The sequence below is a fragment of the Rummeliibacillus sp. JY-2-4R genome (assembly GCF_053847205.1).
The window spans coordinates 3,181,008-3,198,539 of sequence record NZ_CM132623.1; the positions used below are offsets into that span (position 1 = coordinate 3,181,008).

The window sequence follows — 17,532 nt, forward strand, 5'->3', positions numbered from 1 at the left end:
TTAAAAAGTTTTCATCACAACTTTTTCAGAGATTACCTTATTTGATTGTTCGCCTAAATCAATTGAACCTGACTCTGATTTAATGCTGCATGTAATAATATCGCCATCATTTAAATAACGATTCGTTTCTTTTTGTGATTTTAGGAGTGCTTCTTGTTTTTCAGAAAATGGAATACTAGAGTTAGAGACTGTGCTCATAAGCTCTTTAGTAAGATTTAAAGCGACACCGCCTGTTGTTCCGGTGATAATTAAATCGCCAACTTTTAAATCCATAATACCTGAAAGCTCAGTTAGCGTTTCAGCTGGTTTAAATAATAATTGTTCTGTACTAGCTGCTTGTCTAATTTCACCATTTACTGATAATTCCAGTTTTAGATGGTTGATTTGGCTAATTTCATCTTGATCTAATAAATAGAGGTAAGGACCTGTTGGACCAAATGTACGATAGCTCTTTCCTTTTAACCATTGACCTTCTAATAATTGGACATCACGTGCAGAAACATCATTTACAATGACTAAACCGCAAATGTAATTTCCTAATTTTTCTTCTGTCACTTGTTCTGCACCATTAATCTCTTTGCCAATTACTAATCCTAATTCAATTTCATAATCTAGTAATTCAACATGATTAGGTCGAACAATATTAGCATTTGCGCCGCTCAAGGAACTAATATCTTTACCAAACATTAAATTAAACGGTGGTCTTGCTGCTTCTAGGCCTGCTTCCGCACGGTGCGTTGAATAATTAGCGCCTTGGCAAACAACTTTGGAAGGCCATGTAATAGGACTTAATAATTCCACATCAGAAGCGTTTACTAAATTTACTTGTTTTTTTGCAGCAGCTTGAATTTTTTCTTGTCCTGATTCCAGAAGTTCGTTCGTGCTTGAAAATTCTCCATCAATTAAAGCATACTCCTGATCGTTAATCGCTACACCCCAATTAATTTGATCTTCTTGTTTGAATCGCACAATTTTAGTTCCCATTACTCCATACCTCCATTTTTTTATTATATTAGGACTTGCTTGGATATTAATCTGATAGCTTTTGTAAAAGTTGTTTTACTCTTACCATCATGTCGAGGGATTTCTGATAGGCAAGATTTGCATTTCCTTCTTTGATGGCTAGATATAAAGCTTCATGTCTTAATAAGACTTCTAGTGATGGTTCATTTTCTTTTTCTGAATCTCGAATTGCACCATACGTCTTTTTACGGCTAATTACTGTTGCCTTTCCTAATAGCTTCAACATACTAATTAATAAATCATTATGTGAAGCTTCACAAATACTTAGATGAAATTCGTAATCTGCTTCTGACCAGGCAACTGGATCATCCAAAGTTAAGATTAGCTTCTTGTATGTGCTTTCAATTTTCTTCAAATCTTCCTCAGTTGCCCTTTGAGCAGCTAAAGAAGCTGCAAGCGGTTCTAAAGCTTCACGAATTTCTGTCAGGTAAATCAGAAAAGGTTCATCATGTAAATCAATTTCACAAAGCCACTCCATCACTTCTAAATCCCATATATTCCAATTCGCTCTTGGTAATACGATGGTTCCAGATTTTTGATTAGACTTGACCATTTTACGAGCCGCTAAAATCTTTAACGCTTCTCTTACTACAGTTCTGCTCACGCCAAAATGTTCACTGATGTCTTCAATCTTCGGCAAAGTGTCCCCAGCTTTAAGCTCTCCATGCACTATTTTTTTCCCAATGGTTTGCACGATCTGTTCTGTCATATTCAACATTGAGCATTTCTCCTAAACTTTAAATATTCTTTTAATAGTACAGAATATAACACTTTACTTCAAAATAGACTGATTAAATATTATTTAATTTGTTAAATTAAACATTTTTTTGAAATAAATAATATTTAATAAATAGAATATAATCTCTCCTCATGAAATTGTCAATATATTCTGTAAATTTAATTGTAGTATTTTTCTATTTAGTTATATGTTACTTCTGAAGGTGTTGGGGTTTTCATAGAAGATGTAAATTGCTTAGTATGCGGAAGCAATTTGAAAAATCACAGAAACAGAGATGAAAATGGCGGATATCACCATCATAAAAAAATACAAATTACACTATGGGGCAGCTAGAAAAATTTCAAAATATAAAAGGGTAATTTATGTAATTAATAGAAAACAACATTTGTATGCTGTAACTACAATGGGGGATGTTCATGATAAAAATTATAATTGCTTTATTCGCAATGGTTGGCGGTTCGGCTCTTGCAATACAAAGTCAAATTAATGCTCTATTAAGTAAGAAAGTAGGCGTTTTAGAAGGAGCAACTACTTCCTTCAGTGTTGGGGCACTTGCGCTATTCTTTTTGGCTTTGTTTTTCGGAAAAGGTAATTTGCTTAATGTATTTAGTGTTCCAAAATGGCAATTGATAGGTGGATTATTAGGGGCATTATTTATTGTCGTTAATATTTTTTCAGTAAATCTGATTGGGGTTGCCTCCACACTTATGGCCGTTATCATCGGTCAAATTGTAGCTGGTGCAATCATTGACCATTTTGGACTATTTGGTGGGGCTATCTATCGATTGAATACTACGAAACTCATCGCACTTGGATTAATGTTTGTGGCAATTTATTTATATAATAAAGCATAAAAAAACGAATGGATTAGCCATTCGTTTTAATTTTTTCAGCAGCATTTTTGATAGAAGATGTCGCAAAAAAAAAACGCAAAACCCTAAACTAAGGATTTCAACGTTTAAATTAATTATAGAGTGATTTCTTTCACTTTATGTTCTAAATTTAAAAAGTTTCTAGATATTTGTTCAAAACATATCGGTCTACTAATTAAATATCCTTGAATAAAATCACATTTCTTTTTCAAGAGGTAGCTTAATTGTGATACTTCTTCTACGCCCTCTGCGACTACTTTTAATTTCAAATGTTTTGCCATTGAAATAATCATATCGACCAATGGTTCACTACTAGTATCGTGTTGAATATTTTTTACAAATGAGCAATCGATTTTCAAACAATCGATCGGTAAATCCCTTAAATAAGCTAGCGAAGAATAGCCTGTTCCAAAATCATCAACAGCTAATGTAATTCCTAGTGATTTTAAATCATGAAGAATAGGGGTAAGATGCGCTGTATTCATCGTCATACTTTCCGTTAATTCCAGCTGTAATAATTGTGGTGCCAAATCCACTTTTTCAAGTATTTGTTGCACAGTTTGAACAAAATCACCTTGAAATAACTGGCATAACGACAAATTTACAGCAATTCGAATGGGTTTACCTAGTTGACATTGTAGTTGTTTTGTTTGTTCACACGCTTTTTCAAGAACCCATTTTCCGATTGGATTCATCAGTCCGGATTCTTCCGCAATAGGGATAAATTCACCTGGTGAGATTAATCCTCTTTTAGGATGCTGCCATCTGACTAACGCTTCCATTGAAATGACTTCGCCTGTTTTTGTATCTACTTGAGGTTGATATTCTAAAAATAACTCATCATTTTTGAGTGCTTTGTGCAAATCATTTTCTAATATTACTTTTGCTTTTCTCACATCTGACATGTATGTTTCATAAAACGAAATATGATTTAGCGTATTTCTAGCTTCATATAGCGCAAATTGAGCAAACTCAATTAACTCCCTTTCAGACACTGCATCTTTCGGATAGAATGAAATCCCAATATTTAAACCATAGTTCAATGAAGAATACTGAATTTCAAAAGGTTCTTCCATCATTTTCTGAAGTTGCTTACAGAACTTGATAATATCGTTCTGGCATTGAAAATAATCAATTAAAATAACAAATTGATCATCTCTTAACTTTCCAATAATAAATTGGCTCGAAAGTTGTTTTTGTAACCTATTTGATACCATGCTTAAAAGGCGATCCGTATAAAGTGAACCAAGAGATGCCTTTATAGAAGCTAATCGATCAATTTCAAAGACTAATACCACTTTATTATTTGTATTAACATGTAAATTTTCTTTTATTTTATCTAATAAATACCGCTCGTTTGGTAAATTTGTAATATCGTCAACATATGTTTTATGTTTTATATCTGCTTCGGAAACCATTAGATTTAAATCACAATCAGTTTTCCTCATTATTCCACCTCAAATTATAATTCTAAATACATATGAATGAAAATCCTAATTAAGTATTTAGTATTGATTAAATATCTCCCTGTATATATATTTAACCTTATTTTGGGGCGATAATAATTATTTGTGTATTATTTTATACTCTTTTATTTGAAGCAAGCTTCTTTTTCAAGAAATCATCTAAGTCTTCTTTTAATTTTGTATAAAAATAATCGTTGCCTAATGTATGAAATATATCCAAAGATTTATGACACTTCTCTATTCCTTCTGTAATTGAATCATCTACTATATTAATTATTCCTTCATAAAATAGTGATAGTGTTAGTTCAAAGAATTCTGTTTTTTTTAAGGTATATGTTTTAGTAGCATTTAACAGCATTTTTGCAGATTCATACTCATTATGTTTTATACTTAATTCTAAAAGGTTAAATAATAAAAAACTTAATATTTTTGTATCTGAATTTAATTCTTTATACTTTTCAGCATATTTCAATAAGTTTTTGGACATTAAAATAGCAGTAGCAGGAGGAAATAAAAATAAAAAATTATTCAATACAACCAACTCATAGTAGCACCAATCATCAATGCTCAACAAATAATCGGTCATTTCCTCAATAAATTCTTTATTTATTTTATTAACATCCAAGTCATTTTCCATACAATGACACAAAATATATAAATGTCTTAAAAAGATATCTCCATTTTCTTCATATTTCTGCTTTATTTCACTTTTTATTTTTGAAATTTCTTCTAAATTTTTCCCATAGTATAACTGTAATATATGATTGTAGTCATTCATTTTCGAAGTAATTTTATAATCATTTTTAATATAGAAAAATTCATTGTAAGATACATTACAAAAGTCCAATATTTCAGTAAGTTTGTCAGATGAAATACTATTTTTTCCTGATTCAATCCGAGCAATATATGGACGAGTCATACCAATCGCATTTGCTAGTGATTGTTGTGTAATGTTCTTATTTGTACGTATTTTTTTAATAACCTGACCTATTTCCATTAAATTACCCCCTTATTTCAAGGAATATGTATAATTTTGTTTACATTATAGTTTTATAGTCTTTATTCTATTATAATTACTTATGTATCATAAAAGGAAGGACTGAGAAAATCATGAAAAAGAAATCTACTTTTATTAGTTATTTAGTTGCAGCTTCTTTAGTCGTAGCGGCATCAACTGTTCAACCACTTTGGTTTTTCGCAGGATTCTAAGTCTTAAATCGTTTTGTGATTAAAACTTTTATTAACTAAATTAAAATAATCACTGCTCAAGTCCTCCACATATTAAAGGAGGATTTTTTTTATGAGGAATTATTCGACTTTTTGTTCTAGATTATGAGCAATTAGCCTTACAGTTAAATTCTATCACATAAATTGTTTTACAATCCTTTTAAGATTATTTTGCACTATTTATAAGTGACTTTTCTACTTTAAATATCTAATGAAACTTGATATTAATTTTATTGGAGAAATACTTACTAACATATAAACAAAATGAACCATAAAGTTTCCAAATAGAAATTTTATGGTTCATTTCATTATTGCTTTTATGCTGTTTTCTTATTAAAATATTTTAGTCGATTATTTTATTAATTGACCGCCATTTTTCATATATGATAGGATACCCTCTGCTGCACGGTAAGATAATGCACCTACTGTACCTGTTGGGTTATATCCAGCGTTTTGAGGGAAAGAAGAAGCTCCTACAACAAATAAGTTATCCACATCCCACATTTGAGAATAGTTATTTACTGCAGACGTTTCTGGGTCACCACCCATAATTACGCCCCCTGTATTATGCGTAGATTGATATTCTGCTATATCATAAGGTCCTAGATCTTTATTTGTATCGATGTGATCTGCTCCCATTTCTTTAAGGATCTTTTCACATTGTTCAGCTAAGTATTTTGTCAATTGACGATCTTGTTCCTCAAAGTCAAATGTAATACGAGCTAATGGATCACCAAAATCATCTTTATAAACAGGGTCAAGGTCAATGTAATGTTGTTTGTAAGCCATGGATGCACCTTCACCTTTAACTGTTAAATAAGCGTTTGAGTATTTTATTGATGCTTCTTTAAATTTTGCTCCCCATGAAGGAGTACCTGATGGAACTGAATTATTCGCAATCGGACGTAATCCAGTTTGTCCAAGAATAATCATACCACCATGGATAAAGTCTAAATCAGAGTGATCAAAGTTATCACCGTTGTAGTCATCTACAATCATTCCTAATCCACCAGAACCAGCGAAATTATTAAATTTCTTACTATCAAAGAATCCAGTTGAAGCACCTTTTCTGATTTGATATGCATAGTTTTTACCGATTACACCAGTACCTGTTTTTGGATCATATGGTCTACCAATCTTTGATAATAATAGTAGGCGAACATTACTAAAGACGAAACCAGTTAGAACAACTACATCAGCAGGTTGCTCGAATTCTTCACCTGTTTCTAAATTTATATATAATACACCTGTTGCTTTTTTTCCATCATAAAGAATACGGCGTACTTCAGCATGCGTACGAATTTCAAAGTTTCCTGTTTTTTTAGCTACAGGAATAACTGTTACAACTGGATCTGCTTTCGCACCATATTCACATCCAAAACGTTCGCAGAAACCACAATATTGACAAGCTGCTCGAGAAATGCCGTCTGGATTTGTATAGTCTTCTGAAAGGTTCGCAGATGGTTGTACATATGGATGCATATCTAATTTATTTGCAGCATCTGTAAATAACTCCATTGCTTTCGTTTTCTTCATAGGACCAGTTGGATAAGGACTTGAACGGAAACCACCTAATGGATTTTTCTCCCCTGAAATCCCAGCCATTTTCTCATATTTATCATAATAGGGTTCAATTTCTTCATATGTTATACCCCAGTCTTGAATGGTCATATCAGCTGGAATTTTATCTTTTCCATATTTTTCAATCGTTTTACTACGTATTTCAAAGTCATAAGGTAAGAAACGGAAGTTTTGGCCATTCCAGTGTGAGCCTGAGCCACCTAAACCAACACCAATTAAGAATGAGCCATACTCACGCATTGGCAGTGCACGCATTTTATCATTATTACGGAATGTAACCGTTTCTTTTGAAAGGTTTTGCATCATTTCATATCGAACTGAATATCTAAGTTCGTCGTGTGCCATCATATAATCTGAAGTTGATCTAGATTTACCTCTTTCTAATCCAACTACTTTTTTTCCCTTTTTTGTTAGTTCAGAAGCTATAATACCTCCAGCCCAACCAACGCCAATAATTACTACGTCTGTTTTTGGTAATTTTTTTGCCATTTAAATATCCTCCTAAAGTCCACGAGCGATAATATCACTCGAACACTAACTAATAGAACATGTATAATTAATGATTATGTTGTGAATTTAGTGCAGCTGGTTTGATCTTCGCAAAATCTTTGTCGATGATATTAAGATAGCTCATTTGGTGTCCTGGGAAGTTTTTCATCTTCCAACCAGCCATATTTTTATTTCCACCATATAATGGGTCCGCATATGCCCCTTCAAGAGTTGCCCCACGTAAAATGCCAAAGAATGTTTTAGCAGAAATTCCGTTTAGTTTCACTTTATCATCCGCAAAATCTGTTAATACTGCATCTTGTTCTTCATTTGTTAAATCTGGGAATTTCTTTTTATATTTTTTTAAACTTTGAGTTTGTAAACCTTCTAACCCAATATTAAATATTTGTTGTCTATTTAATCGACCTTGATAGCCTTGAGTATCTTCACCTGGATAGAAAGGACCTTTTGTATATTCTTTTGATCGAAGTCCCCATGGTCCAACCAGTTGATGATCAATATAATAAGCAACTAATAACTCTTTTGCACCAGGGCCATTCGCATCAGCAGGGAAAATTCTTTCTGTAGCTGCTTCTGTAATGCTAAATTGATCATGTGTGAAGTACATTAAGGCAACATTCGGATTTTCTGTCGAATTATGAGTGGCAGCTGTTGTTGGTATTTTTTCGTTTGCACTCTTTTTCGAATCAAGACCTAATAGACTTCCAATAGCTCCCCCGATTACTAAACTACCAACTGTTAATCCTGAACTTTTTAAGAATGTTCGACGACTTAAGTTTTTATCTAAAAACTCGTTCTTTTTATTTTGTTCCGACATAATTAATAAACCTCCATTCAATAAATAACGACCCAAACTCGCAAATAGATACAGGCTCATATTACTACATAAATACTTAATTGTGTCCAAAATAAGAACTTTTTTATGTCATTTTAGTTATTAATACATATCAATTAGGGAATAAAAGGTTAAAGTGAAATTAAAATTATTTCCAAAAAATCATTAACTTTACAGCCATAGGATTTTCCGTTTCTAACATTGCATGGATGAACATGAGTTCTTGAAAGAAAAAATAGTCTATTGGCTAAGAAAGATACAAAAGGATAATCTATTGATGATGTGGGTGATTGCACTAAGCTTTGAGGGCTATAAGCTGGATTTTTTCTGCTACAACTATGTGGATTAATTGATAAGAATATCTCTATTTTAAAAGTAAAATATAAAAATAACCTATTAGAGAAATAGAGCCCCAATAGGTTATTTTTAAAGTTTTTTCGATTACCTTTAATTATACATAATGACAAGCAACGAAATGATTATTACCTACATCACGAAATTCTGGTGTTTTTGAAGCACATAGCTCTGTAGCAAGGGGACAACGAGTGCGGAATTTACAACCTGAAGGAGGATTAATCGGGCTTGGTATATCGCCTTTTAAGATAATTCTCTCTCGTTTTACCTTTGGATCCGGAATAGGAACTGCTGACAGAAGTGCTTTTGTGTAGGGATGTAATGGGTGATCGAATAATTCTTCTTTCGATGTCATCTCTACAATATTCCCTAAATACATAATGGCAATTTTCGTGCAAAGGTGCTCGACAACACTCAAATCATGTGAAATAAATAAATAGGAAAGTCCTTTATCTCGTTGTAAATCACTAAATAGATTAATAATTTGAGCCTGAATGGATACGTCAAGTGCCGCCACAGGTTCATCCATTACGATAAATTCTGGATTTAAAGCCATTGCTCTAGCAATAACAATCCGTTGTCTTTGTCCACCTGAAAATTCATGTGGATAGCGGTCAATTTGATAAGGCGATAATCCACACATCTTCATAACCTCTAAAACTCTTTCGCGCACTTCTTTCTTTGAGACAATTCCATGTTGCACCATTGCCTCACCAATGGCATCCCCTACACGAAGTCTAGGATTCAGCGAACTAAATGGATCCTGAAAGACAAGTTGTGTTTGCGTTCGAAAGTTTAAAAGTTCTTTTTTAGAAAGTGAAAAAACATCTTTCCCCTTAAACTTTACTTCACCTTCCGTTTTGCCATGAAGACGTAAAATAGTTTTTCCGATGGTTGATTTACCACTTCCAGATTCACCAACAAGTCCAAATACTTCCCCCTTGTTAATCTTAAAGCTTACACCATCGACCGCTTTGACAGATTCACCGTATTTCTTAAACATTCCTTTAGATGAAGAATAATATTTCTTTAGGTTTGTCACTTCTAGTAATGTTTCACTCATTGACTTTCACCATCCTTATAAAGCCAACATGCTGCTTTTTGGTCTTTTGCAATTTCAGTTAATGCAGGTTGCTTCCCTCGACAAATATCCATCACATGCTCGCATCGATCTGCAAAATAACACGCTTCTGGTAGGTTTACTAGATTCGGAACTTGTCCAGCAATTGTATAAAGTCGTTCTTTTCGTTCACCGATAACTGGTTTCGCTTTTAACAGCCCTTTAGTATAAGGATGTTGAGGGTTTTCAAAAAGTTCAAGAACGGGTCCTTCTTCAACCACTTTCCCTGCATACATAACAACTACATAATCAGCCATTTCTGCCACAACACCAAGGTCATGGGTGATTAATAGAATAGATGTATTAAATTTCTCTTTTACTTCTCGTAATAGATCTAATATTTGTGCTTGGATTGTTACGTCCAGTGCTGTCGTAGGTTCATCTGCAATAAGTAGCTTTGGTTGGCAACTTAATGCGATGGCGATCATGATTCGTTGAAGCATTCCACCACTTAATTCATGTGGATAGCGATTCACTATTTTTTCAGCATTTGGAATTCCCAACATCGTAATAAGCTCCATTGCTTTTTTATATGCTTCTTTTTTACTTAACAATAAATGCTCTTGAATTGGTTCTATCATCTGTTCCCCGATTGTAAAAACGGGATTTAGAGAGGTCATTGGCTCTTGAAAGATCATGCCAATATCATTTCCTCTTAGACGACGAATTTCTTTTTTACTTAGATGTAAGAGATTCTTTCCATCAAAGTTAATTTCTCCACCTTCAATTTTCCCATTTTCAGGAGTTAGTTGCATGAGCGATAATGCTGTAATGCTTTTACCGCAACCTGATTCCCCAACTATACAAACGGTTTGCCCTTCACGAATAGAAAAACTCACGTCATTTACTGCTTTGACAACACCGTTTTCTGTATAAATGTTCGTTTGAAGATGATTTACTTCTAGCAACATCTCATTCATAACTATCCCTACCTTCTCATCTTCGGATCAAGTGCATCTCTCAGTCCGTCACCAAGTAAATTGATCGATACAACTGTTAAAAAGATAGCCGTACCTGGTGGAATCCAAAGCCATGGTCGTTTTCTGAAATCCATGAAGTTATTAGCAGCATCCATCATATTTCCCCATGAAGGAGTTGGTGGTACTACGCCTAATCCAAGGAAACTTAGTGCTGATTCACTTAAAATAGAACCTGCTACATTTAATGTAGCAACGACTAGCAAAAGTGGAACTGTATTAGGAATAAGATGATGCAAAATTTTACGTCGGTCACTTAATCCAAGTACTTCTGTTGCTAACATAAATGGTTGCTCTTTTAGAGATAGAATTTGACCTCTGACTAAACGTGCAAGACTAGGCCAACCAACAAAACTAAGCATAATCATAATGATATAAAGACGATACTCTGATGGAACCTTCCATTCTGATAACAATGCAGCCAAGATTAATAGCAGTGGCAAACCAGGAATCGACATAAGAATATCTGCGATTCGCATAATCACCATATCGACAATTCCACGATAAAAACCAGAAATTGCTCCTAGCAAAGAACCAATAATCACGGATAAAAACATGGACGCAATCCCAATGGTTAATGAAATTTGCCCTGCCATCATTAATCTTGTCAGAACATCTCGGCCATAATTATCTGTACCAAGCCAATGTAAACTACTTGGTGGTTGGTTCATATCTGCTATATTCGTCCGATCAAGAATATATGGCGAAAAATGCGGCCCTACAAAACTAAGCAAAAACATAAAAATTAAAACAAACAAACTAATCATGGCTAACTTATTCTTTTTTAATCGACGATAGGTTTGCTTCCATAGCGAAGGTGATTTCACTGCATCAGATTTTTGTTTACCTACAACTGGATTGTGTGTTTCCAATCTTGCTCTCCTCCTATTTCAATCTAATTCTTGGATCTACAGCAGCATAGGCTACATCCGCTAAAAAGTTCCCAATGATTGTCAAGCATGCTAAAAACATGGTAAGGGCCATCAATACAGGGTAATCTCTAAAACCTACAGACTCAATTTGAATTCTACCGATCCCAGGCCAATTGAAAATTTGTTCCATAATAATGGCTCCAGAAAATAGTCCAGGTAGCTCAAATGCTAAAAGGGTAATAGCTGGCAGAATGGCATTTTTTAAAGCATGTTTAAAAACCACAACTCGTTCTTTTAATCCTTTCGCTCTAGCTGTTCGTATATAATCTTGTCGTATAACTTCAAGCATCCCCGTTCGGAAATAACGAGTTAAGGATCCAATACTTAGTAATGTAAGAACAATAACTGGTAAAATCATATGTTTTCCGACTTCGAGTAAATAAGCAACTCCCGAACTATTACTTCCCGTATCAATCATCCCACCAATTGGTAAGATTTTTAGATCGACACCAAACCATTTAATAAACAATAGGCTGATAAAGAATGATGGGAAAGACATAGCAGCGAACACAAAGAATGTCACAAAACCATCAAACCATGAATATTGCTTGATTGCTGAAATAACGCCAGTTACTAATGCGATTGACCAAGTTAGTATCAATGCAATAAGCGCTACGAAAAAGGAATTCCATACGTATTTATTTAAAAGCGATAATACTTTTTCTTGATGTTTCAATGAATACCCAAAATCACCATGTAGAAGATTTCCAAGCCATGTGATATAACGCTCCAGCACTGGCTTATCCAATCCATAAAGTGCCTTTAACTCGTGAGCTCTTTGTGGCGTTAAATTTATATTCGAATCAATATAATCCCCAGGCAACATGGCAAACAAGAAGAAAATGATAAATGATGTACCAAACAAAATCACGATCATTTGCAAAAATCTATTAAAAACATATTGTTTCATGCATTCTTCTCCCTTACATAACAAAGTGCCTAGCTTAAAAGCTAGGCACTTAATAGATTTCATCTATTACTTTTTAATCGAAATATTTGGCAAGCTAGCACTTATACCTGTATAGTTGTCAGGATTTAATCCTTGAATTTGTCCACTAACTGCTTTTGCACTTTGACGATAATTGATAAGAATAACTGGTGGATTATCATTTAATTCCTTATAAAGATCATGATAAATCACTTTACGTTTTTCAATATCTAAAGTGCCTAAACCTTTTTGAATTAGTTCATCTACTTTTGGATCAGAATATGCTGCAGCATTATTAGGGTTATTTGTTGCAAATTCTTCAACTGGATCGCTTGGATCTAAAATTTGAGATGTTGAAACAGCTGCAAGGTCATAATCTTTGTCATTTAATTTTGAAACGATTGCATTGAAGTCCATGATTTCTGGTTCAAATTTGATACCAATATCTTGATAATTTTCTTTGGCAATTGGAATAACTGGATCTTCAGCATCACGTGTTAGATAATGCATAACAAATTGTTTGCCGTCTTTTTCACGAATGCCACCTTTACCAACTTTCCATCCAGCTTGATCAAGTAATTCTTTTGCTTTTTTCGCATTGAATTCGTACTTATTGATACCTTGGTCATTGTATGCCCATGAAACTTTAGATACTGGAATATTTGCGACTTCTCCGTATCCTTTAAACTTCACATCAACAATTTTTTGTCTATCCAAACCATAAATAAGGGCTTGTCTTACTTTCTTATCCTTAAACTGTGGACGTGAATTGTTTACATAGATAAAACCATAGTCATTGACTGGTCCAACCTGAATATTCGCAAATTTCAATTCTTGTAATTGTCCAACTGTATCATCATCAGCTGAGAAACCTGCATAATCAAGTTCACCTGTTTCAAACAATTGTAGAGATGTTGCAGTATCAATAACTTTAAATATCAAATTCTTAGTTTTTGGCTTACCAGCATAATAGTTTTCATTTGCTTCATAACGAACTTCTTGGCCAGGAATATACTTAACAAATTTGTATGGGCCAGCGCCAAGTGGTTTTGAATATAAGTCTTTTAAATAATCAAGTTTGCCATATTTATAATCTTTGCCGTAATAAGCTTTTGATAAAACTTGGCCACCTAGAATAAGTAGTGATTTTGCGTTAACTTTTTCTGTTGTGATTTTGATAGTTTGTTTATCAACTACTTTAATACCTTCGATTGATTTCGCTTTACCTTCTTTATATTCTTTACCGCCTTTAACAGCTGCTAAAGAAATATCTTGGTAACCTGCATAAGCTGGGTCATGTAATAACGTTAAAGTAAAGGCTACATCATCAGCAGTTACTGGAGAGCCATCACTAAATTTCAATCCATCACGTAAATGGAAAGTATATGTTAACTGATCAGCTGAAACATCCCAACTTTTTGCTAACACACCAACCGGTTTACCATTCTTGTCTAAATTAACTAATGGAGCAAAGATTGGGTCCGTTACATTGCCGTCCCATCCGTTTTCATAAAAATATGGAAGGAATACCCCACCTGGTGCTGAAATACCAGCAATAAATAAATCTTTTCTTTGTTTTGTTTTTTCTGGAAGCGCAGATAAGTCAGTTGCTTTATATTCTTTTTCCTCTGTACTTTTCACGTTGACATTACTAGTGTTTCCGCTCTTAGATGATGATGAAGAATCGTTTTGACTAGGAAATGCACATCCTGTTAAGAGAGCAGAAATCGCTACTCCAGCAAATAAATGCTTTAAACTTCTTTTCAAATTTTACACCTCTGTTTACTTGGTTTAATTTTTATAAAAAATACTAGAATTGTAAAAAATTAATAGTAAAAATAACAACTTCATTTTAATGTATACAATTCTGATATGTTTTTATAGATATAGTCTATCATTCAATTTCAAGTTGTCAATTATTATTTTGGAATTTTATTAGGATGAAAGTTTGGTTATAGAGACCTTTCTATAGGTAGTAAATCATTAGTTTTACTTTTATAAATATTCAAATAATATTATATCTAGATAATATGTACTGGGAATTATTAAATACATACATACAAAAAATAAAGACCTAAGTCCAGTCAAATTCCGAACTTAGGTCTTATTGAAGGTCACCTATACGATTTACATTTATTATTATTTACATTTATTATTGTGCCGATTGAAGAGATTCTGGTCTTACCCAAAGTCCAAGTACCTTCCACCATAAGCCACCAATAACAAGCCAAATGATAAGATGAACAATTGAAATCATAAATCCAATTCCCCACCATTTTTCTTGTGTCACATAGCCTGTTCCAAAGAATACAGGAGCTGGACCGCTGCCGTAATTTGTTAAACAGCCGAACAAATTACTGATAAATGCTAAAAGCAGCGCGGATACCATTGGAGGTGCTCCGATTGCTACAAGAACAGAGAGAAAAGCACCGTACATCGCACTGACATGCGCTGTATTACTGGCAAAAAAGTAATGTGAATAGAAATAAATGATGACAAGAATGACTAATGCAATCATCCAAGATGTGCCGCCAATCAATCCTTTTACCATATCACTAAACCAAGGAATCATCCCTGTACTATTCAAGAATGTGGCCATCATGACTAAGACTGAAAACCAAACGAGCGTATCCCATGCCCCTTGTTCTTGCTTTATATCAGACCATGTTAATACTTGTGTAAGTAGCAGTAAACTTAAGCCAATAAAAGCTGTAATTGTGGCATCAAGATGGAAGTTTGATCCGAATATCCATAACACGAGCAAAATGATAAAGATCCCAATCATATACCATTCTTCTTTTTTTAAAGGCCCCATTGCATCCAGTTTCTTTTTTGCTTCTTCTGTTGCAGATGGGGTCTCTTTAATCTCCGGTGGATAGATTTTATATATTAAAAATGGCACTACGATTAAACTGATTAGCCCAGGAACGATGGCCGCTACCATCCAACCTACCCAAGAAATTGTTGTACCTGAAATCTCTTGTGTTAGCTTCGCTGCTAGAGGGTTAGCAGCCATTGCTGTTAAGAACATAGCAGACGTAACCATATTAGCTTGAAAAGAAGTGGTTGTTAAAAACGCACCAATTTTTCTTTCCGTCCCATCACCTGATTTCGAACCATATGTTTCTGACAATGAACGAATAATTGGTAGTAAAATCCCACCAGCTCGCGCTGTATTTGATGGCATTGCTGGAGAAAGAATTAAATCACTGGCAATCAGTGAATAGGATAATCCTAGAGTCTTTTTACCAAACAGACGAACGAAAATATACGCTACACGCGTACCAAGGCCGGTTTTAATAAATCCTCTAGAAATAAAAAATGCAATAACGATTAACCAAATGGTTGAATTTTGGAAACCACTTAGCGCTTCCTCAAGTTTTAAAGTATTTGTAAGAATAACGACTGTTAAAGCTAAAATGGCAACACTTCCCATTGGAATCGGTTTTATAATGAGCCCAATAATGGTTGCAACAAAGATAGCAAACAAATGCCATGCTTGTACTTTTAAATCTCCTGGAGGCGGAAGGAACCAAATGATTGCTCCAATTAAAACAACTATGATTAAAGGAATATATTTTACTTCCTGTTTTTTCTTTTGTTGATTCATCTTCTTGAAACTCCTCTCAAATTAAAGATGTACTTATAATGCGTGTTTAGTATAAATCCAAACATTTGAGTTGTCTAACAACCATACAATTGTTCGTAGTAATAATTAATCGTTTAATAGTAAATTTACGTAATCAGTACGCTATATTAGGTAAAATTGAGCAAACAAACATTTAATTTAATATTAATTTTTCATTTATTTGTATAAAATAAGTAAAAATTTGATTTAATTAATGAAATGATATGGCATGTAAAAAGGTTTTCGAACTATGTGGCAAATGGGAGTGAATCTCTCTAATTGAAAGGATCATAGACTTTGAGCATTTGTGCCAAAGTAAAAATATGTAAACACGAACTTGATGAGGAGTGTTCATATGGAAGCTGTTAGAACAGCCCAATTCTATACCTATGAATTCAGATAAAAAAGCACCTCCTTCAGTACAAAAATTGTACTAGGAGGTGCTCATACTTCATTACGACTCACCACAAATAAATATATAATACCTTTTGAATTTTCTGCCAATGTGGTGACAGGTGTCGTAATCAAAATACAGGATATACAATCCAATAAACGATATAATGAGGGCTATATTATATTTAGAGTTGAAGGGAGTCGTTCGTATGGGACAATCATTAAATGGAAAAGTGGCATTTATTACGGGTGCAGCAAGAGGAATCGGCAAGGCCACTGCAATGGCATTAGCAAAAGAAGGAGTAAATGTTGGTTTACTCGCAAGAACCGAGTCGACTTTAAAAGAAGTGGCAACAGAAATTGAAGGTTTCGGTGTAAAAGTAGCTTATGCAACTGCTGATGTTTCATCTAAAGAACAAGTAGAAGCAGCTATTGCTTCTATAACAGAGAATTTAGGTGCTGCTGATATTTTAATTAACAATGCAGGTATTGCCTCATTTGGCTCAGTTTTAGATATGGAGCCTGAAGAATGGAAAAGAATGATTGATGTGAACGTAATGGGCACCTATTATGTAACACGTACCGTATTACCTCAATTAATCGAAAAAAATGGTGGCGACATCATTAATATTTCCTCTACAAATGGTTTAAACGGAGCAGCTACTGCAAGTGCCTATAGTGCATCAAAATTTGGGGTAATCGGATTTACCGAATCATTAGCTCAAGAAGTTCGTCGGAATAATATCCGCGTTTCTGCATTAACTCCTAGTACGGTAGCAACAGATCTAGCAATGGACTTAAGCTTAATAAAAGAAAACGATGACTCCAAAATCATGCAACCTGAAGACATTGCAGAATTCATCATCAACCAATTAAAACTAAATCCGCGCATTTATGTGAAAACTGCAAGCTTTATTGCAACGAATCCGTTTTAGTCTACGGATGTA

The 17,532-nt window shown here is 33.9% G+C and carries 14 protein-coding genes; 2 read left to right on the forward strand and 12 right to left on the reverse strand.

Going from position 1 to position 17,532, the window contains the following annotated elements; translation table 11 throughout:
• Entirely contained in the window at positions 1 to 984 is a 984-nt protein-coding gene (locus ACWV26_RS15615) for a fumarylacetoacetate hydrolase family protein (RefSeq protein WP_455895630.1), read from the reverse strand.
• A 46-nt stretch (positions 985 to 1,030) separates the two neighbouring features.
• Complete coding sequence (locus ACWV26_RS15620; protein WP_455895631.1) at positions 1,031 to 1,741, reverse strand: FadR/GntR family transcriptional regulator; 711 nt, start codon at positions 1,739 to 1,741, stop codon at positions 1,031 to 1,033.
• A gap of 440 nt (positions 1,742 to 2,181) precedes the next feature.
• Here ACWV26_RS15620 and ACWV26_RS15625 point away from each other — a divergent pair, with 440 nt between their 5' ends.
• On the forward strand, positions 2,182 to 2,616 hold the full coding sequence (locus ACWV26_RS15625; RefSeq protein WP_455898273.1) for a DMT family transporter: 435 nt from the start codon (positions 2,182 to 2,184) through the stop codon (positions 2,614 to 2,616).
• 113 nt (positions 2,617 to 2,729) lie between these two features.
• Here the strand turns inward: ACWV26_RS15625 and ACWV26_RS15630 are convergent, their stop codons facing one another.
• The 10 genes from ACWV26_RS15630 to ACWV26_RS15675 all read right to left on the reverse strand — a co-directional run bounded on the left by ACWV26_RS15630 (position 2,730) and on the right by ACWV26_RS15675 (position 16,174).
• Positions 2,730 to 4,082 carry a putative bifunctional diguanylate cyclase/phosphodiesterase gene (locus ACWV26_RS15630; protein WP_455895632.1) on the reverse strand — a complete coding sequence of 451 codons (1,353 nt, stop codon included), beginning with the start codon at positions 4,080 to 4,082 and terminating at the stop codon, positions 2,730 to 2,732.
• A gap of 133 nt (positions 4,083 to 4,215) precedes the next feature.
• A complete protein-coding gene (locus ACWV26_RS15635) occupies positions 4,216 to 5,097 on the reverse strand; it encodes an Rgg family transcriptional regulator (protein WP_455895633.1) in 882 nt (293 codons plus the stop codon).
• A 581-nt stretch (positions 5,098 to 5,678) separates the two neighbouring features.
• Positions 5,679 to 7,397, reverse strand: a complete 1,719-nt coding sequence (locus tag ACWV26_RS15640) for a GMC family oxidoreductase (protein ID WP_455895634.1) — start codon at positions 7,395 to 7,397, stop codon at positions 5,679 to 5,681.
• 67 nt (positions 7,398 to 7,464) lie between these two features.
• Complete coding sequence (locus ACWV26_RS15645; RefSeq protein ID WP_455895635.1) at positions 7,465 to 8,235, reverse strand: gluconate 2-dehydrogenase subunit 3 family protein; 771 nt, start codon at positions 8,233 to 8,235, stop codon at positions 7,465 to 7,467.
• Between the two features lie 469 nt (positions 8,236 to 8,704).
• Positions 8,705 to 9,670 carry an ABC transporter ATP-binding protein gene (locus ACWV26_RS15650; RefSeq protein WP_455895636.1) on the reverse strand — a complete coding sequence of 322 codons (966 nt, stop codon included), beginning with the start codon at positions 9,668 to 9,670 and terminating at the stop codon, positions 8,705 to 8,707.
• The gene (locus tag ACWV26_RS15655; protein ID WP_455895637.1) at positions 9,667 to 10,647 is read right to left on the reverse strand and encodes an ABC transporter ATP-binding protein; all 981 of its coding nucleotides are present in this window, start codon (positions 10,645 to 10,647) and stop codon (positions 9,667 to 9,669) included. Before ACWV26_RS15655 ends, ACWV26_RS15650 begins: the two co-directional genes overlap by 4 nt.
• 8 nt (positions 10,648 to 10,655) lie before the next feature.
• A complete protein-coding gene (gene opp4C / locus ACWV26_RS15660; protein WP_455895638.1) occupies positions 10,656 to 11,576 on the reverse strand; it encodes an oligopeptide ABC transporter permease in 921 nt (306 codons plus the stop codon).
• A gap of 13 nt (positions 11,577 to 11,589) precedes the next feature.
• The gene (locus tag ACWV26_RS15665; protein ID WP_455895639.1) at positions 11,590 to 12,546 is read right to left on the reverse strand and encodes an ABC transporter permease; all 957 of its coding nucleotides are present in this window, start codon (positions 12,544 to 12,546) and stop codon (positions 11,590 to 11,592) included.
• A 66-nt stretch (positions 12,547 to 12,612) separates the two neighbouring features.
• Positions 12,613 to 14,331 carry an ABC transporter substrate-binding protein gene (locus tag ACWV26_RS15670; RefSeq protein ID WP_455895640.1) on the reverse strand — a complete coding sequence of 573 codons (1,719 nt, stop codon included), beginning with the start codon at positions 14,329 to 14,331 and terminating at the stop codon, positions 12,613 to 12,615.
• Positions 14,332 to 14,716: 385 nt separating this feature from the next.
• Positions 14,717 to 16,174 carry an anion permease gene (locus ACWV26_RS15675; RefSeq protein ID WP_455895641.1) on the reverse strand — a complete coding sequence of 486 codons (1,458 nt, stop codon included), beginning with the start codon at positions 16,172 to 16,174 and terminating at the stop codon, positions 14,717 to 14,719.
• A gap of 620 nt (positions 16,175 to 16,794) precedes the next feature.
• On the opposite strand from ACWV26_RS15675, the gene ACWV26_RS15680 reads away from it, so the two are divergent.
• Positions 16,795 to 17,520 (forward strand): 3-ketoacyl-ACP reductase, encoded by a 726-nt coding sequence (locus tag ACWV26_RS15680; protein ID WP_455895642.1) that lies wholly within the window; start codon positions 16,795 to 16,797, stop codon positions 17,518 to 17,520.
• Positions 17,521 to 17,532: the final 12 nt, after the last annotated feature.